The following is a 26,761-nucleotide window of genomic DNA, read 5'->3' as shown; positions in this document are numbered from 1 at the left end:
ATCGCTGTTTTTGCTACAATAAAAAGATAGGTTAAGAAAAGAAGGGATTTTAATTATGGAAAAAGATGAACGTTTTAAACAGGCCGAGTTTGGTGCTATTGTCGGAATCGTTGGTAATATTATATTAGCGATTGTAAAGGCGGTAATTGGTTATATTGGGAACAGTAAAGCACTATTAGCAGATGCCGTGCATTCTGCATCAGATGTAATTGGTTCGCTCGCTGTACTTTTTGGATTGCGAGCAGCAAAGCAACCGCCTGATGAAGATCATCCGTATGGTCATGGTAAAGCGGAATCGATTTCAGCAATTATTGTTGCAGTATTATTATTTATTGTGGGAATCGAGATAGCGATTTCGTCTATAAAAGCTTTTTCGCAGGAACTAGAACCACCGAAAGGAATTACGATTTTTGCTGTTGTTCTTTCAATTATCGTGAAAGAAGGAATGTTTCAATATAAATTCCGATTAGGGAAGAGGGTAAATAGTGATGCAATTATTGCAAATGCATATGAACATCGTTCGGATGTGTTTTCTTCAATTGCAGCTTTAATCGGTATTTGTGCAGCGATTATGGGAGGTAAGTTCGGATTAGATTGGCTTGTATATGCCGATCCAATTGCAGGATTATTTGTTTCACTTCTTGTTGCAAAAATGGCGTGGAGTATTGGGGCAGAAGCAATTCATGCAACGCTTGATCATGTTCTTCATGAGGAAGATGTTGTTCCGCTTAGAGAAGCAGTACTTCAAATAGATGGTGTGAAAAAAATCGGTTCTTTATATGCAAGGGAGCATGGTCATTACGTTATTGTTGATATTAAAGTTTCTGTAGATCCATACATTACTGTAGAAGAAGGGCACCGCATTGGAAAGCATGTGAAAGAAACGCTTATGGAACAAGATAACGTACAAAATGTGTTTGTACATATAAATCCGTATTCCCCAAATTAAATATCATTAACATTTTAGTATATAGATATTGCATCGTAGTTTGCATTATATTGTCACCCCTTAATCTGTCTTGTATAATGAACAGGTTAAGGGGTGATTTCGTGTTACAACCGAAGACGCGTTGGAAAGAAAAAGAATATAATAATGAGCGAGTGAGTGAATTAGCAAATAAATTACAATTATCACCACTTGTCGTTTCGTTATTCCTCGGTAGAGGACTAGATACAGAAGATAAGATTTTAGATTTTTTAAATACAGAAAATCAAGAATTTCATGATCCATTTTTATTAGAAGGAATGGATAGAACGGTAGAACGTGTAAATAAGGCGATTCAAAATGGAGAGCAAATATTAATATTTGGTGACTACGATGCGGACGGAGTAAGTAGTACGACTGTGTTATATCTTGCCTTGCAAGAATTAGGTGCAGACGTAGAATTTTATATTCCAAACCGTTTTACAGAAGGATATGGACCAAACGAAGAAGCGTTTCGTTGGGCACATAGCGCAGGATTCTCACTAATTATTACTGTCGATACTGGTATCGCAGCAGTGCATGAAGCGAAGGTAGCGAAGGAGCTTGGAATAGATCTTATTATTACAGATCATCATGAGCCACCACCAGAATTGCCAGAAGCACTTGCGATTATTCATCCGAAATTAGATGGCGGTGTATATCCGTTTCACTATTTAGCTGGTGTAGGTGTTGCGTTTAAAGTTGCACATGCACTACTAGGCCGTGTACCAGAACATTTATTAGAAATTGCAGTAATTGGTACAGTAGCCGATTTAGTGTCACTTCATGGTGAAAATAGATTGCTAGTGAAGCGCGGTTTAAAGCATATGCGCATGACGAAAAATATCGGACTAAAGGCGCTATTTAAAGTTGCTAACGTTTCGCAAAGTGAAATTACAGAAGAGAGTATTGGCTTCTCACTCGCACCGCGTATTAATGCAGTTGGACGTTTAGAAGATGCTACGCCGGCTGTACATCTTTTATTATCAGATGATCCAGAAGAAGCGAAAGAGCTAGCTGAAGAAATTGATGAGCTGAACAAACTGCGAAAAGATATTGTAAAGCAAATTACAGAAGAAGCTATCGCTGAAGTGGAAAATAATTTCCCGCCAGAAGACAATAAAGTACTAGTACTGGCAAAAGAAGGCTGGAATCCAGGTGTAATTGGAATTGTCGCATCTAAATTAGTTGAACGTTTTTATCGTCCAACGATTGTACTATGCATTGATCCTGTAAAAGAAACAGCAAAAGGTTCAGCACGTAGTATTGCAGGATTTGATTTGTTTGCAAATTTGTCAGATTGTAGAGAGTTATTGCCACACTTCGGAGGGCATCCGATGGCAGCGGGAATGACGCTACATATGAATGATGTAGATGAATTACGCCGCCGCTTAAATGAACAAGCAGAGGTAATTTTAACAGAAGAAGATTTTATTCCAATTACAGCTGTTGATGTCTTTTGTAAAGTGGAGGATGTAACACTGGCAGCAATTGAAGACATGCAAAAGTTAGCGCCATTTGGTGTTGGAAATCCAAAACCGCGTATTGCAGTGAAGGATGCAGAGTTAGAAAGTATTCGTGCAATCGGATCAGATGGCTCTCATTTGAAAATGGCTCTTCGCGATGGACAAGCGACACTGGATACAATCGGATTTGGTTTTGGTGCGTATGTGAAAGAAATTTCTCCAGTTGCAAAGGTATCTGTAATAGGGGAAGCATCTATTAATGAATGGAATAATTTTAAGAAGCCGCAATTAATGGTACAAGATATTGCTGTAGAGGCGTGGCAATTATTTGATTGGCGTAGTATGCGTAACGTAGAAGCAAATGTAGCAGAACTTCCGAAAGAAAAAATAACGATGGTGTATTTTTCTGAAGAGGTATTGAATAAATTTTCTTTAGAAGACTATAAAGAGCATATGATGCATGCATCAGAAGTAACTCATTTAGACGATCAATACATCGTGTTACTTGATTTGCCAAAAGGAACAGATGAATTAAGAGATTTATTTAAAGTTGGGTTCCCGTCGCGAATTTATACGCTATTTTATCAAGAGAATAATCATTTATTTAGTACTGTTCCAACGAGGGAACATTTTAAATGGTACTATTCGTTCTTGAGCCAAAAAGCACCATTTTCTTTAAGACAATATGGAGAACAACTATGTCGACATAAAGGTTGGTCAAAAGATACAGTAAATTTCATGACACAGGTGTTTTTTGAGTTAGAATTTGTTACAATAAAAGATGGCGTCATTTTTATGGCAGACAAAAAACAAAAGCGTGATTTAATTGAATCGAACACATATCGTGAGAAAATGAACCACTTACAATTAGAAAAAGAATTGGTTTATAGCACATATCAGCAACTATATACATGGTTTGAAACGATTCGTAATCATAAAGAAGTAGAACAGTTAGGGTAAAGGATTTGTATTTACAAACCTTTTAGATCTGAGGAGGATTCAGAAATATGGATTTCAAGCAACATATCGCAATTGTACCGGATTATCCAAAAGAAGGTATTGTATTTAAAGACATTACACCGTTAATGAACGACGGTAAAGCATACAAAGCAGCAACAGATGCAATCGTTGAGTATGCAAAGAAAAGAGACATTGACGTTGTAGTAGGTCCAGAAGCACGTGGCTTTATTATCGGTTGCCCAGTTTCTTATGCGTTAGAAGTAGGTTTTGCACCAGTTCGTAAATTAGGAAAATTACCACGTGAAGTAATTACAGTTGACTACGGTAAAGAATATGGTAAAGATGTTTTAACAATCCATAAAGATGCAATTAAGCCAGGTCAACGTGTATTAATTACAGATGATCTATTAGCTACAGGTGGAACAATTGAAGCGACAATTAAGCTAGTTGAAGAACTTGGCGGAGTTGTAGCAGGAATTGCATTCTTAGTAGAGCTTACTTACTTAGATGGTCGTAAAATGTTAGATGGTTACGATGTATTAGTATTAGAAAAATACTAATCACTATATAGGTAAAACTACGGTGATAAAAAGTACCCGTGAATCTCTTGGAGAGGAGCGGGTACTTTTGTATAATTGCACAAAAAAATAAGGTGAAATGTCAGTAAAATCTTTTCCTTTTCACAATTCACAATCATTAGGTTATAATGATAGAATATAATTTATTCTACTTAATTAAGATAAAGTCAATTTTCAATAAAAGGTGATTCGATGGCAAATGAGCAGGTACTAACAGCTGAACAGGTACTCGAGAAAGCAAGTCAATATTTAGCAGATGAAGATATTGAGCTAGTGGCACGTGCCTATGAATATGCACGTGATGCGCATAGCGAACAATACAGAAAATCGGGTGAACCGTACATTATTCATCCAATTCAAGTTGCAGGTATTTTAGTTGATTTACACATGGATCCAGCTACAGTATCAGCAGGTTTCTTACATGATGTAGTGGAAGATACAGAGATTACATTAGAAGATATCGAACGGGAATTTAATAAAGAAATTGCTATGCTTGTCGATGGTGTAACAAAGCTCGGAAAGATTAAATATAAATCTCATGAGCAACAACAAGCAGAAAACCATCGTAAAATGTTTATCGCAATGGCTCAAGATATTCGAGTTATTTTAATTAAACTAGCTGATCGTCTTCATAACATGCGTACATTGAAACATTTGCCTCAAGAGAAGCAGCGTCGCATTGCGAATGAAACGTTAGAAATCTTTGCACCTTTAGCACATAGACTCGGAATTAGTACTATTAAATGGGAGTTAGAGGATACGTCACTTCGCTATTTAAATCCGCAACAATATTATCGTATTGTAAATTTAATGAAGCGTAAACGTGCAGAGCGTGAAGAGTATTTAGATGAAGTAATGACTGGTATTCGTGAGAAATTAAAAGAGGTTTCAATTCAACCTGAGATTTCTGGAAGACCAAAACATATTTACAGTATTTATCGTAAAATGGCACTGCAAAATAAACAGTTCAATGAAATTTACGATTTACTAGCTGTACGTGTCGTAGTAAATAGTATTAAAGATTGTTATGCGGTGCTTGGAATTATTCATACGTGCTGGAAGCCAATGCCAGGTCGTTTTAAAGATTATATTGCAATGCCGAAAGCAAATCTATATCAATCTCTTCATACGACTGTAATTGGGCCGAAAGGTGATCCGCTTGAAGTGCAAATTCGTACGAAAGAAATGCATGAGATTGCAGAATTCGGGATCGCGGCGCACTGGGCGTATAAAGAAGGAAAAACAGCAGAAACAACAGGTACATTAGAGAAGAAACTTACATGGTTCCGTCAAATATTAGAATGGCAAAATGAAGCTTCTAATGCAGAAGAGTTTATGGAGTCATTAAAAATTGATTTATTCTCTGACATGGTATTCGTCTTTACACCGAAAGGCGACGTAATGGAATTGCCACTTGGATCTGTTCCGATTGACTTTTCGTATCGCGTACATTCAGAGATTGGAAATAAAACAATTGGTGCAAAAGTAAACGGGAAAATGGTGACGCTTGATTATAAATTAAAAACTGGTGACATCATTGAAATTTTAACATCGAAACATTCGTATGGGCCAAGTCAAGACTGGGTGAAACTTGCTCAAACATCTCATGCAAAAAACAAAATACGTCAATTCTTTAAGAAGCAACGTAGAGATGAAAATATTGAAAAAGGCCGTGAACTTGTTGAGAAAGAAGTGCGTAGCCTAGAGTATGAGATGAAAGAAGTGTTAGCTCCTGACAATTTAAAACGTGTTGCTGAAAAATTCAACTTTGCAAATGAAGAAGATATGTTTGCAGCAGTTGGATATAGCGGGATTACAGCGTCGCAAATTGTTACGCGACTAACGGACAAATTCCGTAAGCAACGTGAAGAAGAAGAAATCGTTGAAGTTAAAGAAGTTCGTAAACCGATGAAAATTCGAAAATGGGATTCTGGCGTTAAAGTAAGTGGTGCGGATAATTTATTAATTCGTTTATCAAAATGCTGTAACCCAGTACCAGGTGATGATATCGTTGGGTATATTACGAAAGGCCGAGGTGTATCGATTCACCGCCGTGATTGTGTAAATGTTCATACAGAAGAAGCTATAGAACGTTTATTGGAAGTAGAGTGGGAAGGTAGTCCTGAAAAAGAAATTGAGTATAACGTTGATATTGAAATTTCAGGTTACGATCGCCGTGGCTTATTAAATGAAGTATTACAAGCTGTTACAGAGACGAAAACGTATATTTCGGCAGTTTCTGGTAGAAGTGACCGTAATAAGATGGCGACAATTAATATGTCAATCTCTATTCGTAACTTACAGCACTTGAAAAAAGTAGTAGAACGCATTAAACGTGTTCCAGAAATTTATGCAGTACGACGCATGATGCATTAATAGGGAGTGTAGAAAAGATGAGAGTTGTTTTACAACGATCAAAAGAAGCGTCTGTCACAGTAGACGGTGAGATCGTAGGACAAATTCCGTTCGGTTTAACATTACTAGTTGGCATTACGCATGAAGATACAGAAAAAGATGCAACTTACATTGCAGAAAAAATTGCGAACTTACGTATTTTTGAAGATGAGAGTGGAAAGATGAACCATTCTGTACTTGATGTAGAAGGACAAGTTCTATCAATTTCGCAATTCACATTATACGGAGATTGCCGCAAGGGAAGACGTCCCAACTTTATGGATGCTGCCAAACCTGATTATGCAGAGCGTTTATATGATTTCTTTAATGAGGAAGTTCGTAAGCAAGGATTGCATGTAGAAACAGGGAAGTTCGGAGCAATGATGGATGTTTCTTTAATCAATGATGGTCCGGTGACCTTAATTGTGGATAGTAAATAGTGTTGCTTAAAAAAGAGGGGATTACATAATCCCCTCTTTTTTATACATTGTTGTATGTTTTGTTCATTTATCTCGCTATTTGTGGGAGATCCACTGCCCGTCGAAGCCTGATTAGTGAGGGTTAATAATGAGTGGCGATGGACAAAACCCTTATTCATTAAAGTTTTACTTTATTTGGAATCAATAGCTGTTTCAGTTATGTATAACTCTTTCATCAATATGGAACAATAAAAAGTAAAACATCTATATTGAATGTGAGGGATATACGTATGCGTATGAATGAAAAAGGGCATTCTGTTACAAATAGTGCAAATCAACTGTTTAACGTAAATTTTCATGATTTTATTTCAAAAGAGCAAAACAATACTTCAATGGAACTTGCTTCTGAGTTTGGGATTTCTCTTCAAGATGTAAAGCGTCTAAAGAAGCAGATTGAACGCTCTTAGAGTACTTGACAATCCTACTCAACAAACGTATAGTAATTTTATATTTACATATGAATATAACCGTTGATAGAGAAGAGTAAATGAGACACACATGGAAAGAGAAGAAATGTCTTAGGCTGAAAACATTTCTGCATGATGACTGATTGAATGACACTCTAGAGGTTTCAACTTGAACGGCATATATGCTTAGTAGGGATGAACGCACATTTAAGCGTTATTAAAAAAGTGGAAGCATACGTGCTTCAATTAGGGTGGCACCACGGGTATAATACTCTCGTCCCTACTGTTCAAACAGTAGAGGCGGGAGTTTTTTTATTTTTATTAAGATTAAAACAATTTGAGGAGGAACTGAATATGTCTATTCAAATCCCACGCGGAACGCAAGATATTCTTCCAGGTAGCGTTGAGTTATGGCAGTATATCGAAGGGCAAGCACGCGAAATTTGCCGTCGTTACAACTATAAAGAAATTCGTACACCAATTTTTGAACACACTGAGCTATTTTTACGTGGTGTTGGTGATACGACAGATATCGTACAAAAAGAAATGTACTCATTCCAAGATCGTGGAGAGCGCAGTTTAACATTACGTCCAGAAGGTACTGCACCTGTTGTACGTTCTTACGTTGAAAACAAAATGTTCGGTGATGCAACACAACCAACGAAATTATACTATATTGGTCAAATGTTCCGTTACGAAAGACCACAAGCAGGTCGCTATCGTCAATTCGTACAATTCGGTATTGAAGCAATCGGTAGTAACGATCCTGCGATTGATGCAGAAGTAATTGCACTTGCTGTAGAGTTTTACCGCGGCATGGGCTTAAAAAATATTAAAGTTGTATTAAACAGCTTAGGTGATGCGGCGAGCCGTCAAGCGCACCGTGATGCGTTAATCGCACACTTCGAGCCACGTATCGGTGAGTTCTGTTCTGACTGCCAATCTCGTTTAGAAAAGAATCCTCTTCGTATTTTAGATTGTAAGAAGGACCGTAACCATGAATTAATGGGAACAGCACCATCTATTACAGAATACTTAAACGAAGATTCAGCAGTATACTACGACAAAGTTCAAGAACTATTAACGATGATGGATGTTCCATTTGAAAAAGATCCGAACTTAGTACGTGGTTTAGACTACTACCAACACACTGTTTTTGAAATTATGAGTGAGGCAGAAGGTTTCGGTGCTATCACTACATTAAGCGGCGGTGGCCGTTATAACGGGCTTGTACAAGAAATCGGTGGGCCAGAAATGCCAGGTATCGGTTTTGCGATGAGTATCGAACGTTTAATTATGGCGCTAAAAGCTGAAAACATAGAATTACCAATTGAACATAGTATTGATTGTTATGTTGTAGCGCTTGGTGAAAAAGCGAAAGACCATGCTGCGAAAATTGCGTTTGATCTTCGTAAAGCTGGATTATCAGTTGAAAAAGATTATTTAGACCGTAAAATGAAAGCACAATTTAAATCAGCAGATCGTCTAAAGGCGAAATTTGTAGCTGTATTAGGAGAAGATGAGCTAGATAAAGGCATCATTAACTTAAAAGATATGGCGACAGGCGAACAAGAAGAAGTAGCATTAGATGTATTTGCTTCATACGTAGCAGAGAAATTAATATAGGGGGAACTTACAGTGGCTGAAAGAACACATGCATGTGGAAAAGTAACAGTAGAAGCAGTTGGACAAACAGTTCAATTAAAAGGTTGGGTACAAAAACGCCGTGATTTAGGTGGATTAATCTTTATCGACTTACGTGACCGTACAGGTATCGTGCAAGTTGTATTTAACCCAGAAACATCAAAAGAAGCGTTAGAAATAGCAGAAACTATTCGTAGTGAATACGTATTGCACGTAGAAGGTACAGTTGTTGAGCGTGGTGAAGGCGCAATTAATGACAATATGGCAACGGGTCGTATTGAAGTACAAGCAACGAAAGTAAACGTATTAAATGCAGCAAAAACAACGCCAATCATTATTGCTGATGATACAGATGCATCAGAAGATGTGCGTTTAAAATATCGTTATTTAGACTTACGTCGTCCTGCAATGTTTAACACATTCAAAATGCGTCACGACGTAACGAAAACAATTCGTAACTTCTTAGACACAGAAGAGTTCTTAGAAGTGGAAACACCAATTTTAACGAAGAGTACACCAGAAGGAGCTCGTGACTATTTAGTACCAAGTCGTGTACATGATGGTGAATTCTATGCGTTACCACAGTCTCCACAATTATTTAAACAGCTTCTTATGGTCGGCGGATTTGAGCGTTACTATCAAGTAGCACGTTGTTTCCGTGACGAAGATTTACGTGCAGACCGTCAACCAGAATTCACGCAAATCGATATCGAAGCTTCATTCTTAACACAAGATGAAATTTTAGATATGATGGAGCGCATGATGACGAAAGTTATGAAGGATGCAAAAGGTGTAGAAGTGAGTGCACCATTCCCTCGTATGAAATATGCTGATGCAATGGCTCGTTACGGTTCTGATAAGCCAGATACACGCTTTGAAATGGAACTAACAGACTTATCTGAATTTGCAGTAGGTTGTGGTTTTAAAGTATTTACAAGTGCTGTAGAAAGCGGCGGACAAGTAAAAGCAATTAATGCAAAAGGTGCTGCGAGCAAATACTCTCGTAAAGATATCGATGCATTAACTGAATTCGTAAAAGTATACGGTGCAAAAGGTCTAGCTTGGCTTAAAGTGGAAGAGGACGGCTTAAAAGGACCGATTGCGAAATTCTTCGGTGAAGAAGAAGCAAACGCGTTAATGGCTACATTAGAAGCTACTGCTGGCGACTTATTACTATTCGTAGCAGATAAGAAGAGTGTTGTTGCAGATAGCTTAGGTGCACTTCGTTTACGTCTAGGTAAAGAGCTTGAGTTAATTGACGAAAGTAAATTTAACTTCCTATGGGTAACGGATTGGCCACTTCTTGAGTACGATGAAGATGCAGATCGTTACTTCGCAGCTCACCACCCATTCACAATGCCATTCCGTGAAGATGTTGAGTTATTAGAAACGGCACCAGAAAAAGCACGTGCACAAGCATATGACCTTGTATTAAATGGTTATGAGCTTGGCGGTGGATCACTTCGTATTTACGAGCGTGACGTACAAGAAAAAATGTTCAAAGCACTTGGATTCTCACAAGAAGAAGCACAAGAGCAATTCGGATTCTTATTAGAAGCATTCGAATACGGTACTCCACCACACGGTGGTATCGCATTAGGTTTAGACCGTCTTGTTATGTTGCTTGCAGGCCGTACGAACCTTCGTGATACAATTGCATTCCCGAAAACAGCAAGCGCAAGCTGCTTATTAACAGAAGCTCCAAGCCCAGTAGCAGAAGCACAGCTTGAAGAGTTAAACTTAAAATTAAGCTTAAAAGAACAGAAGTAAGAATAAAGTCTAGATGGTTATACTATAGCCGTCTAGACTTTTTTTGAGAGGTTGTTTAAAAAGTCCGGTTTAGATAACTGTCGCATCTCATCGTTACGTATGCTAGTCCGGTGCTCGAGTAGTACTCCTACACTGCGCTCCTCCTAGCATACGTACCTCGATATGCTCGGTTCTCTAAATCCTCCTTTTTAAGCGTATATTGAAAGGGTTGTTTAAAAAGTCCGGTTCAGATAACTGTCGCATCTCATCGTTACGTATGCTAGTCCGGTGCTCGAGTAGTACTCCTACACTGCGCTCCTCCTAGCGTGCGTGCCTCGATATGCTCGGTTCTCTAAATCCTCCTTTTTAAACCGTATATTTAGGGGGAAATAAAAGTCCGGTTTACACTATGTTTTTATTCTCGAAATATGTATTTTTAGGAATTCTATAACTTTTTCTATACAAATAGTCGGAAAAACGCTAGAATACATGATAGACCATTTTTGTAATAGGAGTGTAGAGCTGAATGTTACATCAATTTTCACGTAATGAATTAGCCTTCGGTAAAGAAGGACTTGAAATATTAAAAAATAGTACAGTCGGTATTTTAGGAATTGGCGGCGTAGGGTCATTTTCGGCAGAGGCGTTAGCACGTTCTGGTGTAGGACGTCTCGTATTAGTCGATAAAGACGTTGTAGATATTACAAACGTAAACCGTCAAATTCACGCGTTAGTATCTACTGTAGGGCGTTCAAAAGTAGAATTAATGAAAGAGCGTATCGCAGACATTAATCCAGAGTGTGAAGTAATTGGACTAGAAATGTTTTATACTGATGAAACATATGAAGAGTTCTTCAAACATGGATTGGATTTTGTAGTAGATGCATCTGATACGATTACGTTCAAAATTCATTTAATTAAACAGTGCTTACGTCGAAAAATTAAAATTATCTCATGCATGGGTGCAGCAAATAAAATGGACCCAACTCGTTTCCGTATTGCGGACATCTCTAAAACACATACAGATCCAATTGCGAAAGTAATTCGTACGAAGCTTCGTAAAGATGGTATTAAAAAAGGTGTAAAAGTTGTCTTCTCTGACGAAAACCCAATCGTAATTCGTGAAGAAGTACGTAAAGAAATCGTACCAGACGAAAATGCAAAAATTCGTAAAGCGAAATTACCACCTTCATCAAATGCATTCGTACCATCTGTGGCAGGCCTAATTATGGCAAGTCACGTTGTACGTGAACGTATTAAAAACGTTGAAGTGAAGCGTGTAGGGCAAGAATAAAAAGAAAGCATATATCCGTCTAGGGTATATGCTTTTTCTATTAGGTGACATCCGTTTTAATTTTCTGCAGAATAAATAATATCTAAATTTCCATTTTGATCTGTCTTGAAAATTGGAGCAATCTGTTCTTCTTGTTCTTCAACTGAAACGAGTTTTCGAGCACGGTCCATAATTCTAACAAGCATTGCATAATCTTCTTCGATTGCTTGTTGTTTTTTTGAGAGTACCGCTAATTTTGCTTCCAGTTCATGATTCGTTTTTTTCAAAGTCGTGAGCTGAGCTTGTAATACTTCATTTTCAGTTTGTAACTTTGCGAGTGAAGGGTTGGTATGCTCTAAGCTTTGCAAAAACGAGATGACATGTTGCATTGTAAGGTCCTGTTTGTTTGGTATAATATCTTCTGAAAACTCGGCATCAATTACGAGTTGTTTCGTTTGCGTGAAATGCTCTTTTTCTATTTTAGCTTCAGAGCGTTTTAATTCTTTACGTTGTTTTTTTGCAAGTTGCACCGCATCTTCGTAATTCGGTCTTACTTCAGCATTCCATCTAAATCCGCAAGCTGCGGAAGTGCGGTTCAATGTATCGCCGACTTCATCGAATGCTTTTATTTGTGTGCTACCGCTGCGAATATGTCGTAAAACAGTTTCTGCTAAAAGGAGATCGTCTTCTTTTGTCCATGCATCTTGACGTGTTTTCATAAGCGAAGCCTCCATAATGGTGACGTTTTCGCTTAGGTTACCCTTTATTTTTCGTTTTATTCAAACTTTGTAATCTTTCATATACAGTAGAAAGTGCTTGCTCAAATTTCCCTGTCGTTTTCGGTTTATAATATTGTTTGTTTTTTATTTTATCAGGTAAGTATTGTTGTTGTACCCATCCATTTGGATGGTCGTGTGGATACAAGTATCCAATGCCTCTTCCAAGTGATTCTGCGCCTTTGTAATGACTATCTTTTAAATGACTTGGAATGTCGCCTGTTTGACCGTTACGTAAATCGTGTAATGCAGTATCAAGTGCTTTGTAAGCTGAGTTTGATTTTGGTGATAAGCAAAGCTCGATAACAGCATTTGCAAGTGGTATGCGTGCCTCTGGGAATCCAACTCGTTCCGCTGATTCTATAGCTGCTAGTGTACGCGGTCCGGCTTGTGGGCTAGCAAGTCCGATATCTTCATATGCCATAATAAGAAGACGTCTACCAATGCTTTGTAAATCACCAGCTTCAATAAGACGTGCTAAATAATGAAGTGCTGCATTTACATCACTTCCGCGCACCGATTTTTGAAATGCGGATAATACGTCATAATGAGCATCACCGCCTTTGTCGTGAACGAAGCTCTTTTTTTGCAAGCATTCTTCTGCAATTTCTAGCGTAATTACCGCAGCTTTTTCGTCCGTTGTAAAGCTAGATAAAACAGCTAGTTCAAGTGCATTATAAGCAGAACGCATATCTCCACCAGATGCATTTGCAAAGTGATGTAATGCTTCCGGCGTAACCGTCACATCATATTCCCCAAGACCTTTTTCTTTATCTTCAAGTGCTCGTTTTAAGCCAATTAAAAGATCATCTTCTGTTAATGCGTGTAATTCGAAGATTTGACAACGACTTCGAATAGCAGAATTAATAGCATGGAACGGATTACTCGTTGTTGCACCGATTAAGGTAAGGAGTCCGCTTTCTAAATGAGGTAATAGAAAATCCTGTTTTGCTTTATCTAGACGGTGTACTTCATCTAAAATTAAAACGAGGTGTCGATGCATCTTTGCTTCTTGTACGACAACTTCCATATCTTTTTTATTATGAGTAACAGCGTTTAATAGGCGAAAAGGGGTTCCAGTACTTCCTGCAATTGCGCTCGCAATGGATGTTTTTCCTGTGCCTGGAGGGCCGTATAAAATCATAGATTGAAAATGATTTGCTTGGACCATTCGCCATAAAATTTTTCCTTCACCAACTAAATGTTGTTGTCCGATAATTTCTTGAATATTTGTAGGGCGCATTCGATGTGCGAGTGGCTGTTTCATTTTTACCGTCTCCCTTAATGTATAATCTCTTTCTATCGTATCATTTTTTTTAGTGGAATTTGAAATAGGATGCTGTTTTGTGGGAAAAATGAATATAAATATTTTCATTTTTCTTTCAATTGTAATAATTTCCGAGTTTTTCAATGTGATTTTATGTTATCATTTTGATACACAAGTTGAAATTTCTTATAATACTATATTATGCTATAATTTCATAGGATTTTAAATTGTGTTCTTTTATAAATAAGATATAACCAATAGAAGTGAAAATTTGAAAAGAGGTGCAAAATAGATGAAGATTTCAACGAAAGGCCGCTACGGCTTAACAATTATGATCGATCTTGCAAAAAAGTTTGGTGAAGGTCCAATTTCCTTAAAATCAATTGCGCAGGCACATGATTTATCGGAACATTACTTAGAGCAATTAATTTCACCACTTCGTAACGCTCGTCTAGTAAAGAGTACGCGCGGGGCATATGGCGGATATGTATTGTCTGATCAGCCAGCTAACATTACAGCTGGGGATGTAATCCGTGTATTAGAGGGTCCGATTAGTGTTGTAGAAATGATAGAAGAAGAGGAACCGGCACAACGCCAATTATGGATGCGTGTTCGTGATGCGGTGCAAGAAGTGTTAGATAGTACAACGTTAGAAGATTTAGTACGTTATGAGGAAGAAAATCACGGGGGCTATATGTTTTACATTTAATTCCTTGTGAAACGATTTGGAAAGAAGGAGATTTAATGGAACGCATTTACTTAGATCATGCTGCGACATCTCCGACTCACCCAGAAGTGGTCGAAAAGATGATTCCATATATGACAGAAACATTCGGGAACCCGTCTAGTATTCACTTTTATGGACGTCAAACGCGCCATGCAGTAGATGAGGCGAGACGCGCGGGAGCGCGTAGCATTCATGCGAATCCGAATGAAATTATATTTACGAGCGGTGGTACAGAAGCTGATAATTTAGCGCTTATAGGTGTAGCACGTGCGAATCGTCATAAAGGTAACCATATTATAACGACGCGAATTGAACATCATGCAATTTTGCATACGTGTGAATTGTTAGAGCGCGAAGGGTTTGAAGTGACATATTTACCTGTTGATGAAACAGGACGCGTTCAAGTTTCTGACATACAAAATGCATTAACAGAAGAGACGATTCTCGTATCCGTTATGTTTGGGAATAATGAAGTCGGGACGATGCAACCAATCGCGGAAATAGGGAAGTTGCTAAAAGAGCATCAAGCATATTTCCATACAGATGCGGTACAAGCTTACGGATTAGTAGAAATAGATGTGAAAGAGTTCGGTATTGATTTATTATCGATTTCAGCTCATAAAATTAACGGACCGAAAGGTGTAGGGTTCCTATACGCTGGTGCAAATGTGAAATTTGAACCGTTATTAATAGGCGGGGAGCAAGAAAGAAAACGCCGTGCTGGTACTGAAAATGTACCGAGTATCGTTGGTTTGCAACATGCAATTTTGTTAGCTGAAAAAACTCGTGAGCAAAAAAATGCCCAATATGAAGAGTTTAAAGATATAATGGTATCTGTCTTCAAAAATGAAGACATTACTTTCGAGGTAAACGGAAACTTAGAATATCGATTACCACATGTGCTTAATATCAGTTTTACAGGAATGAACATTGAACCGTTCCTTGTGAACTTAGATATAGCTGGCATTGCAGTGTCAAGTGGCTCGGCGTGTACAGCTGGTTCGATTGATCCATCACATGTATTAGTAGCGATGTTCGGAAAAGACTCCGATCAAATACGTTCATCCGTACGCTTTAGTTTCGGACTTGGAAATACGAAAGAGCAAATTGAGAAAGCGGCGTACGAAACAGTGAAAATCGTGAAGCGATTAACACAAAATTAGCATGGGAGGTGACATGATGAACAAACTACCTCAAGAAACACGTGTTGTCATCGGGATGTCCGGTGGCGTCGATTCATCTGTAGCAGCTCTTTTATTAAAAGAGCAAGGTTACGATGTAATCGGAATTTTTATGAAAAACTGGGATGATACAGATGAGAATGGTGTCTGCACAGCAACAGAAGATTACAATGATGTAATTGAAGTGTGTAACCAAATTGGCATTCCGTATTATGCAGTAAACTTTGAAAAACAATACTGGGATAAAGTATTTACGTACTTCTTAGATGAGTACCGAGCTGGTCGTACACCAAACCCAGATGTAATGTGTAATAAAGAAATTAAATTTAAAGCATTTTTAGAGCATGCGATTGCGCTTGGTGCTGATTATGTAGCGACAGGTCATTATGCACGCGTTGCTTATATGGACGGCGAATATAAAATGCTTCGCGGCGTTGATGATAATAAAGACCAAACGTATTTCTTGAATCAATTAAGCCAAGAGCAATTATCAAAAACAATGTTCCCATTAGGTGAATTAAAGAAACCGCAAATTCGTGAAATGGCGACAGAAGCTGGTTTAGCGACAGCGGCGAAGAAAGATAGTACTGGTATTTGCTTTATCGGTGAGCGTAACTTTAAAGATTTCTTAAGCAACTATTTACCAGCGCAACCAGGTGTGATGCAAACATTATCTGGTGAAGTGAAAGGGAAGCATGACGGTTTAATGTACTATACAATTGGACAACGTCATGGCCTTGGTATTGGTGGTAACGGTGATCCGTGGTTTGCTGTTGGGAAAAACTTGAAAGAAAACATTTTATATGTTGATCAAGGATTCCATAACGAGCTTCTATATGGTGATGAAGTTATTGCTACGAATATCGGCTGGGTAAGTAATGAAGCGAAAGAAAAAGAATTTAAGTGCACAGCGAAATTCCGTTATCGTCAAGAAGACAATAAAGTAACGGTTCAAATCGTTGATGAAAATACAGTTCGTATTCTTTGTGATGAGCCAATTCGTGCAATTACACCAGGACAAGCAGTTGTTTTCTATGATGGAGATGAGTGCTTAGGCGGTGCTACAATTGATGAAGTATATCGTAGTGGTAAGAAATTGGATTATTTAGGATAAAATGAGAAGCCTCTGCCGATTAGCGGTTAGAGGTTTCTTTTACATAAAGCGAATTTTCGTTCGCTTGGAAAATACATTCTTTGTTATAATTTGTTGTAGAGGTGAAGGACATGTCAAACAAACTTGAAACAGGTATTCAATATATGCAAGAAGGAAACTGGGAAGAAGCTGCTAAAAATTTCACAGAAGCAATCGAAGAAAATCCGAAAGATGCGCTTGGATACATTAATTTTGCAAACTTATTAGATGTACTAGGTGATAGTGAAAGAGCAATTTTATTTTATAAACGTGCATTAGAATTAGATGATAAATCTGCGGCTGCTTATTATGGATTAGGAAATGTATATTACGGTCAAGAGCAATTTGCAGAGGCAAAGGCTGTATTTGAACAAGCGATGCAAGCGGGATTACAATCAGCTGATGTAACATTTATGTTAGGTATTACACATGTGCAGCTTGGAAATGATCGTCTTGCACTTCCATTTTTACAAAGAGCAACAGAATTAGATGAAAACGATGTAGAAGCTGTGTTCCAGTGCGGACTTTGCTTTGCACGTTTAGAACATATTCAAGAGGCGAAACCTTATTTTGAAAAGGTATTAGAAATGGATGAAGAGCATGCAGATGCGTATTATAATTTAGGTGTTGCGTACGTATTTGAAGAAAATAACGAGAAGGCTCTTACTTTATTTAAGAAAGCAACTGAAATTCAGCCAGATCACTTTTTAGCTGGTAATGGTGTTCGTTTATTGGAGCAAGAAGCTGAATAAGATGAAAATATAGTTTAATGGGTAGTTATCCCTCATCTAAATAGGTGGGGGATGTACTGCTCATTAAAGTGAAACGAACCGGAAAGGAGAGGAAAGATGGGAAATCAACATGCAATGGATTTGTTTGAGGAAGATAAAAAGTTTATAAAAGCGCAAGTTCTTCACACCATTTTCCACAATGAAGAAAACCTCTATTCCGTTGTCAGTATGAAAGTCATTGAGACGAATGAAACGTACGACGAAAAAAAAGTGATGATAAACGGTCATTTTCCCCGCATGCATGAAGATGAAGTGTTTACATTGACAGGTCATTTTAAAGACCATCCGAAGTATGGGAAACAATATTTAGTTGAAACATTTAAGAAAGAATTGCCGCAAACAAAAGCTGGTATGGTGCAATATTTAGCGAGTGATTTATTTAAAGGGATAGGAAAGCGTACAGCTGAAAAAATTGTGGATCATCTTGGGGAACATGCCATCTCTAAAATTATGGATGATCCGGATGCGTTAAATGGTGTTGTCAATAAGCAAAAAGCGCAAGAAATATATGAGACAATTGTTGAACATCAAGGGCTAGAGAAAGTAATGAGTTTTTTAAATGGTTACGGTTTTGGAACGAAGCTTTCTATTAAGATTTATCAGCAATATAAAGAGATGACGTTAGAAGTGATTCGTAATAATCCGTATAAGCTTATTGAAGAAGTGGACGGGATTGGATTTGGAAGAGCGGATGATATAGGACGTGCGTTAGGTATATCGGGTAATCATGATGACCGTGTACGTGCGGGGTGTTTTTATACGTTAGAGAATGTTTCATTGCAACTTGGTCATGTTTATATGGGGAAAAATCAACTTGTAAGAGAAACGATGTCACTTTTAAATAATCAAGAAGGAAGAGTGGCCGAGGAAGACATTGTAGCTTGCGTTGAAATGATGCAAAGTGAAGGGAAAGTTATCATAGAAGAAGAACGAGTGTATTTAGCATCGTTATTTTACTCAGAAAAAGGTGTTGTAAAGTCTATTCGCCGACTTATGAATCAAGAAGAAACACCTTCATTTCCTGAAGCAGAAGTGTTAAAGACGTTAGGTCAAATTGAAGAACAACTGAATGTACAGTATGCACCGTTTCAGCAAGAAGCGATTCAAACGGCACTTCATAAACCGATGATGTTATTGACAGGTGGACCAGGAACAGGGAAAACAACAGTTATTAAAGGAATTGTTGAAATGTATGCATCACTCCACGGATTATCGTTAAATCCGAATGAATATAGCGATGATAATCCATTTCCGATATTATTAACGGCTCCAACAGGAAGAGCAGCAAAGCGAATGAGTGAATCGACAGGACTTCCAGCTTGCACAATTCACCGCTTACTTGGTTGGACGCCAGAAGGGTCTTTCCAGCGCAATGAAACGGATCCGGTTCAAGGGAAGTTACTCATTATTGATGAATTTTCAATGGTTGATATTTGGCTTGCAAATCAGCTGTTTAAGTCATTGCCGACGAACATCCAAGTTATCGTTGTAGGTGATGAAGATCAGTTACCATCTGTAGGGCCTGGACAAGTGTTGAAAGATTTATTGAATGCAGGTGCAGTTCCGACAGTAAAGCTTACTGAAATTTATCGTCAAGCGGAAGGCTCATCTGTTATTCAACTCGCCCATGCGATAAAAAATGGAACGCTCCCACCAGATTTAGCGCAAAATCAAAAAGATCGTTCGTTTATCGGCTGTACAGGAGCTCAAATTGTTGAAGTTGTTAAGAAGGTTTGTGAAAATGCTAAGACAAAAGGGTTTAGCGCAAGAGATGTACAAGTATTGGCCCCGATGTATCGTGGCCCTGCCGGTATTAATGTACTAAACGAAGCGTTGCAAGAAGTGTTTAACCCGAAAAGGGAAAAGAGTAAAGAAATTGCTTACGGTGATGTTGTATATCGAAGAGGCGATAAAGTACTGCAACTCGTTAATCAGCCAGAGAGCCAAGTGTTTAATGGTGATATCGGAGAAATTGTTTCGGTGTTTTATGCGAAAGAGAACGTTGAACAACAAGATATGATTATCGTTTCATTTGATGGCATTGAAGTAACATATACAAAGCCAGACTTAAATCAAATTACACATGCCTATTGCTGTTCGATTCATAAATCGCAAGGTAGTGAGTTTCCGATTGTGATTATGCCGATAGTAAAAAGTTACAATCGTATGTTACGTCGTAATTTAATTTACACTGGCATTACAAGAAGTAAGAAGTTCCTTATTATTTGCGGGGAGGAAGCAGCTTTCCAGTCTGGTGTAAATCGCCTTGATGATGCAATGCGTCAAACGACTTTAGCGGGTCGCTTGCAAGAATCACAAGGAGAAGTACAGATGGTAACAGTTAATGGCGAAGAAATGGACGTGGAAAACATTTCACCGTATGATTTCATGTAACAAGGTGAAATTATATAGTGAAACTTTCAAACGTATAACGTTGAAAGGCTCCAGTAATGTATAAATGAATGCGGTTTGGACATAATGGCGAATAGAATCTGGGAGAATGTAAGGAGATGAAAGCCATATGTTCATTTGTCCAAATTGCAAAGGGAAAGACATTGGAAAAATAGGTGTCAACCAATTTTATTGCTGGAATTGTTATATCGAATTATCGGTTTCAAAAGGGAAAATCCATACGCATCAAGTGGAGGAAGATGGTTCATTAAGCTCTCTTGATGATTTATTTGATGAGAACGAAAGAACGATCGGATAACGAAAAGGGGGATTTACTTTGAATCTACGCAATTCATTAATCGCATTAGGTGTTGGAGCGGCAGCATATCAATATGCTCGCAAGCAAGATGTATTTTCAAAACGCAATATGAAAAAAGCACGTAAGATGATTAAATCTTATTTATAAGCGCAAAAAACTCCCTTCATGATAAGGGAGTTTTTTTATGCACTTGTATGTAAATATAAAAGTCCGATTTCAGAGAAGAGATACGATAGGCCGTAACATCCAACGCCAAGCATTCCGTAATGAAATAACTGCTTCGCCCTTTCTTTTCGCGAGGAACGAATAAAAAAACCTTTCCAAATCCCAAACCCGATACAAACCCATTCAAGAATCATAAAAAGTGCTGATAATACGAGCATAAATAAAACCATTATTAGCCCTCCTGATTATATTGTTTCATGCTGCATTCTCAGGGGTGGTTGTCCTTGTTATGTTATGTATATGTATGTCTTTACAAAACAGTATGGTCTGCACGAAAAGATTTTAAAACTTTTGCACATAACCTACCCTGTTTATTTTCAAAATAAAGGTGGAGGAGGTTTTTCGTGTGAAGAATCTTAAAATCATTTGGATATATCGTTTAGGGTTATTGTTACTTGTATTTCTTTGTTTACTTGTCTTTTTAAAAATTAAGCCGCTATGGGCACCGATTATTTTTGTATTTAAAGTGGCAATTACACCGTTTCTTATTGCATGCTTTATTGCGTATTTATTGCATCCTTTAATTGAAAAAATTCATAAAGAAGGGATGCCACGTACACTTGCTATTTTCCTTATTTACATCCTTTTCTTTGGCGGAATTGGTTATGGGATTTATAAAGGAACGCCAGTTGTTATTAAACAGTTACAAGAGATTAATGAACAATTTCCGCAGTTTACAAAAATGTATGATTCTTGGATGGATGGCGTCACAGAACAAACAGCAAATTTCCCATCATTTATTCATGAAAAGGTGAAACAAATTTTTGATGGTGTAGAAACGAAGATACAATCACTTTTAAATAAAGTGATGAGTACGGCTCGTGGCGTACTGGATTCGTTGCTTATTATTTTCTTAATACCGTTCATTGTATTTTACATATTAAAAGATTACGGTGAATTTTATCACATCTTTTGGAAACTAGTCCCAAGTAAGTGGCGTAGTACAGGGCAAATGCTGGCGAAAGAAATTGATAAGTCACTCGGAAGTTATATTCGAGGACAGTTATTTGTTTGCTTAGTATTAGGGGGAGTATCTGTTCTTTCCTTTTGGTTTATCGGTATGAAATATCCATTATTACTCGGCATTATTATTGGGGTAACGGATATAATCCCGTACTTCGGTCCTATTTTAGGGGCGATTCCGACATTGATGATTGCGGCAACGGTATCAACGAGTTTACTCATTAAGGCGGGAATTACGATTGTTATTTTGCAATTTTTGGAAAGTAACATTTTATCACCTTACATTGTTGGTAAGTCACTTCGTATGCATCCTGTTATTATTATGCTTGCATTACTAGTTGGAGGAGAGATAGCTGGGATTGTAGGATTACTAATATCAGTTCCAATTTTAGCGGTTATTCGTACAGTGATTGTTCATGTAAGACCTCTTTGGAAAAAAGAAGATGTGTAATATGAAAGCCCTCTACTTATAAAAGTAGAGGGCTTTCATTATTTAGAGAGTTGCTCGTGTATTTGTTGAACGAGAGAGTTTACATCATTTGTTTGAATATGCTTTATTTTTTTCCATTCATTATCGTACATAAATATAATTTGATTGCTGAAAAGCCGCTTTTGCTCTTTTAGATTAGAAATGTTTGCAAAAGAGTACTCTTCAAATATTGGGTTCTTACTTACATCTGGTCCATAAAAGAAGAGCCGTTTGTTCGTTAAAATTAACAGTCCTGGTCTTGCAACAGAACGATAAATAAATATATCTAATGAACATGCAGTGTAAAATAATATCGTTTCGTCAGTCGTTAATATGTTTTTAGCCTTGTTCAATAAAGTTGTCATTTTGCTCACTCCTTTATTATTGATAATTTAATTATAACAAAAAAATAATATTCTGAAAAAAATATAGAGGTAGTACAATTTATTAATAAATGCATAATATATTGAAAGGCTGTTAAGAATGAATAGTAGAATAACTATGGTTAATGCAATATAAATGATTATCTACATTGACAAACTTAAGAGAATTCTATTATATTTAGTCATATAATACATTAAATCAATGACGGAAAAAGTACGTTACAGTCCATTTATAGAGAGAAGCTTCCATATGGCTGAAAGAAGCTTTAAATGAAGGGTAACAGAAAGCTAATCCTGAGAGCAGCTAATCACTGCCGTCTTGCCACGTTACGGCACCATGAGGTGATGAATTGATGGTTATAATAATCAATTCATAATTAGGGTGGTATCGCGAGTTAACTCTCGTCCCTTTTATAGGGGCGGGAGTTTTTTATATTTAAGGAGGAAAATACAATGAAACAACTAACAGGCGCACAAATTCGTCAAATGTTTTTAGACTTTTTCCAAGAAAAAGGACATGCAGTAGAACCTAGTGCATCACTAGTTCCACATGAGGATCCATCTCTTTTATGGATTAACAGTGGTGTAGCAACATTAAAAAAATATTTTGATGGACGTGTAATCCCGCAAAATCCACGTATTACAAATGCTCAAAAATCAATTCGTACAAACGATATTGAAAACGTAGGGAAAACAGCTCGTCACCATACATTCTTTGAAATGTTAGGTAACTTCTCAATCGGTGATTACTTTAAAGAAGAAGCAATTACTTGGGCTTGGGAGTTCTTAACGAGCGACAAATGGATCGGATTCGATAAAGAATTACTATCAGTTACAATCCATCCAGAAGATGAAGAAGCATTTACAATTTGGAATGAGAAAATGGGTGTTCCGAAAGAGCGTATCATCCGCTTAGAAGAAAACTTCTGGGATATCGGTGAAGGACCAAGTGGACCGAATACAGAGATTTTCTATGACCGCGGAGAAGCTTACGGTAATGACTTTAGTGACCCAGAATTATATCCAGGCGGAGAAAACGAGCGTTACTTAGAAGTATGGAACCTTGTATTCTCTCAATTTAACCATAATCCAGACGGTTCATATACACCACTTCCTAAGAAAAACATCGATACAGGGATGGGTCTAGAGCGTATGACATCTATCGTTCAAGATGTGCCTACAAACTTTGACACAGACTTATTCATGCCGATGATTGGTGCAACAGAATCAATTTCTGGTGAGAAATATCGTAATGGTGACTTAGAAAAAGATATGGCGTTTAAAGTAATTGCTGACCATATCCGTACAGTAACATTCGCTGTTGGTGACGGTGCTCTTCCATCTAACGAAGGTCGTGGTTATGTATTACGTCGTTTATTACGCCGCGCGGTTCGTTATTCGAAGAAATTAAACATCAATCGTCCATTCATGTTTGAATTAGTGCCGGTTGTTGGAGAAGTAATGAAAGACTTCTACCCAGAAGTACTTGAAAAGAAAGATTTCATTGCAAAAGTTGTGAAAAACGAAGAAGAGCGTTTCCACGAAACACTTCATGATGGTGAAGCAATTTTAGCTGAAGTTATCACAAAAGCAAAAGAAGAAAAAACAACTGTTATTTCTGGAGTAGATGCGTTCCGTCTATATGACACATACGGTTTCCCGATTGAATTAACAGAAGAATATGCAGAAGAAGCTGGTATGACAGTTGATCATGAAGGCTTTGAAAATGAAATGGAAAAACAACGTGAGCGCGCACGTGCTGCTCGTCAAGACGTTGATTCTATGCAAGTTCAAGGCGGTGTCCTTGGAGAAGTGAAAGTAGTGAGCGAGTTCGTTGGTTACGGTACAGTTGCGACAGAAAGTAACGTTGTTGCACTTGTGAAAAACGGCGAATACACAGACAGCTTACAAGCTGGCGAAGAAGGACAGTTAATGCTTGATGTAACACCATTCTATGCTGAGAGCGGCGGACAAATTGCAGACCGTGGTTACCTTCTTGCTGACGGCGTGAAAGTTCTTGTAAAAGACGTACAAAAAGCACCAAACGGTCAAAACTTGCACAAAGTTGTTGTTGAAGAAGGTACATTAACGAAAGATGCGGCTGTGAAAGCTATTATCGATACGAAAAACCGTAGCAGCGTTGTGAAAAACCATACAGCAACTCACTTACTACACCAAGCATTAAAAGACGTACTTGGAACGCATGTTAACCAAGCAGGTTCTCTTGTAACTTCTGAACGTTTACGCTTTGACTTCTCTCACTTCGGTCAAGTACAAGCTGACGAATTAGAAAAAATTGAGCGTATGGTAAACGAGAAAATTTGGGAAAGTATTGATGTTGAGATTTCTCAAAAAGCAATCGAAGAAGCGAAAGAAATGGGCGCAATGGCATTATTCGGTGAAAAATACGGTGATGTTGTACGCGTTGTACAAGTAGGCGATTATAGCTTAGAGCTTTGCGGTGGTTGTCACGTTGATAATACAGCTTCTATCGGTATTTTCAAAATCGTTGCTGAGTCTGGTATCGGTGCAGGAACTCGTCGTATTGAGGCGGTAACTGGTAAGTCTGCATACGAATTAATGAACGATCAAGTAGGTTTATTAAAAGAAGCAGCAGGAAAAATGAAAACAAATCCGAAAGATATTTTAACAAGAGTAGATGGTTTATTTGCTGAAGTAAAACAACTTCAAAAAGAAAACGAATCTCTTGCAGCAAAATTAAGCAATATCGAAGCTGGAAACTTAACTGATTCAGTAATGACAGTTGATGGCGTGAACGTATTAGCGGCAAAAGTAAATGTTGCAGATATGAACAACTTACGTACGATGATGGATGACCTTAAAAATAAATTAGAGTCTGCAGTTGTCGTATTAGCGTCTGTAAATGATGATAAAGTAAACATCTTAGCTGGCGTAACGAAAGATTTAATTAGCCAAGGATACCATGCGGGTAAACTTGTGAAAGAAGTAGCTTCTCGTTGCGGCGGCGGCGGTGGTGGCCGTCCTGATATGGCTCAAGCAGGCGGTAAAAACCCAGCGCAAGTTGAGGAAGCTTTAGCATTTGTACAAGAGTACGTTAAATCTGTTTCAAAATAAAGAGATAGTAGTGTACAATGGTAGGGAGAGGAGAAGTTCTTCTCCCTATACTTACTATATAAGTGAGGTGCTTGAAATGGACGGTTTTGATAAAACAATGAAGTTTAGCATTCAAGATGAAAAACAGAGTGTCCATGTAAATGATGTACTTTTAACTGTGTATGATGCACTTCAAGAAAAAGGCTATAATCCGATTAACCAAATCGTCGGTTATTTATTAAGTGGAGACCCAGCATACATACCTCGCCATAAAGATGCACGAAGCATCATTCGCAAGCTTGAACGTGATGAGTTAATTGAAGAGCTTGTGAAGTCTTACTTGAAACATCATCGTGAGGAGTAGTTTATGCGGATATTAGGTTTAGATGTAGGTACAAAAACAGTCGGAGTTGCAATGAGCGACGAAATGGGCTGGACAGCGCAAGGATTAGAAACAATTAAAATTAACGAAGAACGAGGTCACTTTGGTTTTGATCGTATTTCTGAGTTAGTAAAGCAGTACAATGTGGACAAAATAGTAGTAGGTTTACCTAAAAATATGAATGGTACAATTGGCCCACGTGGTGAAGCGTGCCAACAATTTGCAGAAAACCTACGAGAGCTGTTACAATTAGACGTTGTAATGTGGGACGAGCGTTTGTCAACGATGGCAGCGGAACGTTTGCTCATTTCAGCTGATGTAAGCCGTAAGAAGCGAAAGCAAGTAATCGATAAGATGGCTGCAGTCGTAATCTTACAAGGATTTTTAGATAGTAAATAAGAGGTGACCAAAATGGAAGAAAATCAAATTACAATTGTAGACGAAAAAGGTAACGAACATTTATGTGAAATTATTTTCACTTTTGATGCTGAAAAATTTGGCAAAAAATCATACGTAGTCTTCTCTCCAATCGGAGAAGTAGACGAAGATGGAGACCCAATTTATGATGCAATGGCTTATGAGCAAAATGAAGAAGAGGGCGGAAGTTTACTTCCAATCGAATCTGAAGAAGAGTGGGAAATGGTACAAGAAATGTTCAACACTCTAGCTGATGAGCAAGAAGCTGAATAATAAGTACTAAAAGGTGGACGACATATAGTCCATCTTTTTTTATATGTAAAATGAAAGATTTTTTGTCGAAACCTTG

25 protein-coding genes and 2 other annotated features are annotated in these 26,761 nt (G+C 37.8%); of the genes, 21 read left to right on the top strand and 4 right to left on the bottom strand.

What is annotated here, in order from left to right; all coding sequences use genetic code 11:
* Positions 1-55: 55 nt before the first annotated feature.
* From JDS82_RS12560 to JDS82_RS12520, 9 genes are all read left to right on the top strand, one after another.
* Positions 56-949, top strand: a complete 894-nt coding sequence (locus tag JDS82_RS12560) for a cation diffusion facilitator family transporter (RefSeq protein ID WP_000409734.1) — start codon at positions 56-58, stop codon at positions 947-949.
* Positions 950-1,050: 101 nt separating this feature from the next.
* The gene (recJ, locus tag JDS82_RS12555) at positions 1,051-3,390 is read left to right on the top strand and encodes a single-stranded-DNA-specific exonuclease RecJ (protein ID WP_199713409.1); all 2,340 of its coding nucleotides are present in this window, start codon (positions 1,051-1,053) and stop codon (positions 3,388-3,390) included.
* Positions 3,391-3,437: 47 nt separating this feature from the next.
* Positions 3,438-3,950, top strand: a complete 513-nt coding sequence (locus JDS82_RS12550) for an adenine phosphoribosyltransferase (protein ID WP_000346221.1) — start codon at positions 3,438-3,440, stop codon at positions 3,948-3,950.
* Between the two features lie 210 nt (positions 3,951-4,160).
* Complete coding sequence (gene relA / locus JDS82_RS12545) at positions 4,161-6,344, top strand: GTP diphosphokinase (RefSeq protein ID WP_001262801.1); 2,184 nt, start codon at positions 4,161-4,163, stop codon at positions 6,342-6,344.
* Between the two features lie 17 nt (positions 6,345-6,361).
* Positions 6,362-6,802, top strand: coding sequence for a D-tyrosyl-tRNA(Tyr) deacylase (locus tag JDS82_RS12540; RefSeq protein ID WP_001266955.1), 441 nt, complete (start codon positions 6,362-6,364; stop codon positions 6,800-6,802).
* Positions 6,803-7,071: 269 nt separating this feature from the next.
* Complete coding sequence (locus JDS82_RS12535) at positions 7,072-7,248, top strand: hypothetical protein (RefSeq protein ID WP_199713408.1); 177 nt, start codon at positions 7,072-7,074, stop codon at positions 7,246-7,248.
* Between the two features lie 54 nt (positions 7,249-7,302).
* Positions 7,303-7,533, top strand: a binding site (T-box leader).
* Positions 7,534-7,602: 69 nt separating this feature from the next.
* Positions 7,603-8,874: a histidine--tRNA ligase gene (gene hisS / locus JDS82_RS12530; RefSeq protein ID WP_033658806.1), complete on the top strand. Its 1,272-nt coding sequence runs from the start codon at positions 7,603-7,605 to the stop codon at positions 8,872-8,874.
* Between the two features lie 12 nt (positions 8,875-8,886).
* The gene (aspS, locus tag JDS82_RS12525; RefSeq protein WP_000840881.1) at positions 8,887-10,662 is read left to right on the top strand and encodes an aspartate--tRNA ligase; all 1,776 of its coding nucleotides are present in this window, start codon (positions 8,887-8,889) and stop codon (positions 10,660-10,662) included.
* A gap of 505 nt (positions 10,663-11,167) precedes the next feature.
* Positions 11,168-11,935 (top strand): tRNA threonylcarbamoyladenosine dehydratase, encoded by a 768-nt coding sequence (locus JDS82_RS12520; protein WP_000903181.1) that lies wholly within the window; start codon positions 11,168-11,170, stop codon positions 11,933-11,935.
* 56 nt (positions 11,936-11,991) lie between these two features.
* On the opposite strand, the gene JDS82_RS12515 is transcribed toward JDS82_RS12520, so the two are convergent.
* Both JDS82_RS12515 and JDS82_RS12510 read right to left on the bottom strand, forming a co-directional pair.
* Positions 11,992-12,633: an RsfA family transcriptional regulator gene (locus JDS82_RS12515; protein ID WP_199713407.1), complete on the bottom strand. Its 642-nt coding sequence runs from the start codon at positions 12,631-12,633 to the stop codon at positions 11,992-11,994.
* Between the two features lie 37 nt (positions 12,634-12,670).
* Positions 12,671-13,957, bottom strand: a complete 1,287-nt coding sequence (locus JDS82_RS12510; RefSeq protein WP_199713406.1) for a replication-associated recombination protein A — start codon at positions 13,955-13,957, stop codon at positions 12,671-12,673.
* 292 nt (positions 13,958-14,249) lie between these two features.
* Here JDS82_RS12510 and cymR point away from each other — a divergent pair, with 292 nt between their 5' ends.
* The 7 genes from cymR (at position 14,250) to JDS82_RS12475 (ending at position 20,645) form a co-directional block, all read left to right on the top strand.
* Complete coding sequence (cymR, locus tag JDS82_RS12505) at positions 14,250-14,666, top strand: cysteine metabolism transcriptional regulator CymR (protein WP_000704116.1); 417 nt, start codon at positions 14,250-14,252, stop codon at positions 14,664-14,666.
* A gap of 35 nt (positions 14,667-14,701) precedes the next feature.
* The gene (locus tag JDS82_RS12500) at positions 14,702-15,847 is read left to right on the top strand and encodes a cysteine desulfurase family protein (protein ID WP_000439914.1); all 1,146 of its coding nucleotides are present in this window, start codon (positions 14,702-14,704) and stop codon (positions 15,845-15,847) included.
* 16 nt (positions 15,848-15,863) lie between these two features.
* Entirely contained in the window at positions 15,864-16,979 is a 1,116-nt protein-coding gene (gene mnmA, locus JDS82_RS12495) for a tRNA 2-thiouridine(34) synthase MnmA (RefSeq protein WP_001038022.1), read from the top strand.
* A 110-nt stretch (positions 16,980-17,089) separates the two neighbouring features.
* Positions 17,090-17,749, top strand: coding sequence for a tetratricopeptide repeat protein (locus tag JDS82_RS12490; protein WP_000066396.1), 660 nt, complete (start codon positions 17,090-17,092; stop codon positions 17,747-17,749).
* Positions 17,750-17,845: 96 nt separating this feature from the next.
* A complete protein-coding gene (gene recD2, locus JDS82_RS12485; RefSeq protein WP_199713405.1) occupies positions 17,846-20,182 on the top strand; it encodes an SF1B family DNA helicase RecD2 in 2,337 nt (778 codons plus the stop codon).
* A gap of 127 nt (positions 20,183-20,309) precedes the next feature.
* Positions 20,310-20,498 carry a hypothetical protein gene (locus JDS82_RS12480; RefSeq protein WP_000469281.1) on the top strand — a complete coding sequence of 63 codons (189 nt, stop codon included), beginning with the start codon at positions 20,310-20,312 and terminating at the stop codon, positions 20,496-20,498.
* Positions 20,499-20,516: 18 nt separating this feature from the next.
* The gene (locus tag JDS82_RS12475; protein ID WP_001053553.1) at positions 20,517-20,645 is read left to right on the top strand and encodes a YrzQ family protein; all 129 of its coding nucleotides are present in this window, start codon (positions 20,517-20,519) and stop codon (positions 20,643-20,645) included.
* A gap of 35 nt (positions 20,646-20,680) precedes the next feature.
* On the opposite strand, the gene JDS82_RS12470 is transcribed toward JDS82_RS12475, so the two are convergent.
* Positions 20,681-20,893, bottom strand: coding sequence for a hypothetical protein (locus JDS82_RS12470; RefSeq protein ID WP_000242555.1), 213 nt, complete (start codon positions 20,891-20,893; stop codon positions 20,681-20,683).
* A gap of 176 nt (positions 20,894-21,069) precedes the next feature.
* Between JDS82_RS12470 and JDS82_RS12465 the strand changes: the two genes are divergently transcribed.
* Complete coding sequence (locus JDS82_RS12465) at positions 21,070-22,137, top strand: AI-2E family transporter (RefSeq protein ID WP_199713404.1); 1,068 nt, start codon at positions 21,070-21,072, stop codon at positions 22,135-22,137.
* Between the two features lie 38 nt (positions 22,138-22,175).
* Here the strand turns inward: JDS82_RS12465 and JDS82_RS12460 are convergent, their stop codons facing one another.
* Entirely contained in the window at positions 22,176-22,520 is a 345-nt protein-coding gene (locus JDS82_RS12460) for a PH domain-containing protein (protein WP_000209469.1), read from the bottom strand.
* Between the two features lie 211 nt (positions 22,521-22,731).
* Positions 22,732-22,951, top strand: a binding site (T-box leader).
* Positions 22,952-22,991: 40 nt separating this feature from the next.
* Between JDS82_RS12460 and alaS the strand changes: the two genes are divergently transcribed.
* The 4 genes from alaS to JDS82_RS12440 all read left to right on the top strand — a co-directional run bounded on the left by alaS (position 22,992) and on the right by JDS82_RS12440 (position 26,685).
* Positions 22,992-25,634, top strand: a complete 2,643-nt coding sequence (alaS, locus tag JDS82_RS12455; RefSeq protein WP_199713403.1) for an alanine--tRNA ligase — start codon at positions 22,992-22,994, stop codon at positions 25,632-25,634.
* Positions 25,635-25,710: 76 nt separating this feature from the next.
* Entirely contained in the window at positions 25,711-25,977 is a 267-nt protein-coding gene (locus JDS82_RS12450) for an IreB family regulatory phosphoprotein (RefSeq protein WP_000348590.1), read from the top strand.
* Between the two features lie 3 nt (positions 25,978-25,980).
* A complete protein-coding gene (ruvX, locus tag JDS82_RS12445; RefSeq protein WP_001221202.1) occupies positions 25,981-26,394 on the top strand; it encodes a Holliday junction resolvase RuvX in 414 nt (137 codons plus the stop codon).
* 12 nt (positions 26,395-26,406) lie between these two features.
* Positions 26,407-26,685, top strand: a complete 279-nt coding sequence (locus JDS82_RS12440) for a DUF1292 domain-containing protein (RefSeq protein ID WP_000392245.1) — start codon at positions 26,407-26,409, stop codon at positions 26,683-26,685.
* Positions 26,686-26,761: the final 76 nt, after the last annotated feature.

Source organism: Bacillus cereus group sp. N14, from assembly GCF_016483555.1.
GTDB classification, from domain to species: domain Bacteria; phylum Bacillota; class Bacilli; order Bacillales; family Bacillaceae_G; genus Bacillus_A; species Bacillus_A wiedmannii.
The sequence above is the reverse complement of the archived record's forward strand: the minus strand, read 5'-3'. Positions and strand labels throughout refer to the sequence as shown.

Bases quoted from the DNA above. Each gene is read 5' to 3' on its own strand.
- JDS82_RS12510 (WP_199713406.1), bottom strand. From the start codon at position 13,957: ATGAAACAGCCACTCGCACATCGAATGCGCCCTACAAATATTCAAGAA.
- hisS (WP_033658806.1), top strand. From the start codon at position 7,603: ATGTCTATTCAAATCCCACGCGGAACGCAAGATATTCTTCCAGGTAGC.
- JDS82_RS12535 (WP_199713408.1), top strand. From the start codon at position 7,072: ATGCGTATGAATGAAAAAGGGCATTCTGTTACAAATAGTGCAAATCAA.
- JDS82_RS12540 (WP_001266955.1), top strand. From the start codon at position 6,362: ATGAGAGTTGTTTTACAACGATCAAAAGAAGCGTCTGTCACAGTAGAC.
- JDS82_RS12515 (WP_199713407.1), bottom strand. From the start codon at position 12,633: ATGAAAACACGTCAAGATGCATGGACAAAAGAAGACGATCTCCTTTTA.
- JDS82_RS12560 (WP_000409734.1), top strand. From the start codon at position 56: ATGGAAAAAGATGAACGTTTTAAACAGGCCGAGTTTGGTGCTATTGTC.
- JDS82_RS12520 (WP_000903181.1), top strand. From the start codon at position 11,168: ATGTTACATCAATTTTCACGTAATGAATTAGCCTTCGGTAAAGAAGGA.
- recD2 (WP_199713405.1), top strand. From the start codon at position 17,846: ATGGGAAATCAACATGCAATGGATTTGTTTGAGGAAGATAAAAAGTTT.
- alaS (WP_199713403.1), top strand. From the start codon at position 22,992: ATGAAACAACTAACAGGCGCACAAATTCGTCAAATGTTTTTAGACTTT.
- cymR (WP_000704116.1), top strand. From the start codon at position 14,250: ATGAAGATTTCAACGAAAGGCCGCTACGGCTTAACAATTATGATCGAT.
- JDS82_RS12460 (WP_000209469.1), bottom strand. From the start codon at position 22,520: ATGACAACTTTATTGAACAAGGCTAAAAACATATTAACGACTGACGAA.
- mnmA (WP_001038022.1), top strand. From the start codon at position 15,864: ATGAACAAACTACCTCAAGAAACACGTGTTGTCATCGGGATGTCCGGT.
- JDS82_RS12490 (WP_000066396.1), top strand. From the start codon at position 17,090: ATGTCAAACAAACTTGAAACAGGTATTCAATATATGCAAGAAGGAAAC.
- JDS82_RS12450 (WP_000348590.1), top strand. From the start codon at position 25,711: ATGGACGGTTTTGATAAAACAATGAAGTTTAGCATTCAAGATGAAAAA.
- ruvX (WP_001221202.1), top strand. From the start codon at position 25,981: ATGCGGATATTAGGTTTAGATGTAGGTACAAAAACAGTCGGAGTTGCA.
- JDS82_RS12500 (WP_000439914.1), top strand. From the start codon at position 14,702: ATGGAACGCATTTACTTAGATCATGCTGCGACATCTCCGACTCACCCA.
- JDS82_RS12470 (WP_000242555.1), bottom strand. From the start codon at position 20,893: ATGGTTTTATTTATGCTCGTATTATCAGCACTTTTTATGATTCTTGAA.
- JDS82_RS12480 (WP_000469281.1), top strand. From the start codon at position 20,310: ATGTTCATTTGTCCAAATTGCAAAGGGAAAGACATTGGAAAAATAGGT.
- relA (WP_001262801.1), top strand. From the start codon at position 4,161: ATGGCAAATGAGCAGGTACTAACAGCTGAACAGGTACTCGAGAAAGCA.
- JDS82_RS12440 (WP_000392245.1), top strand. From the start codon at position 26,407: ATGGAAGAAAATCAAATTACAATTGTAGACGAAAAAGGTAACGAACAT.
- JDS82_RS12550 (WP_000346221.1), top strand. From the start codon at position 3,438: ATGGATTTCAAGCAACATATCGCAATTGTACCGGATTATCCAAAAGAA.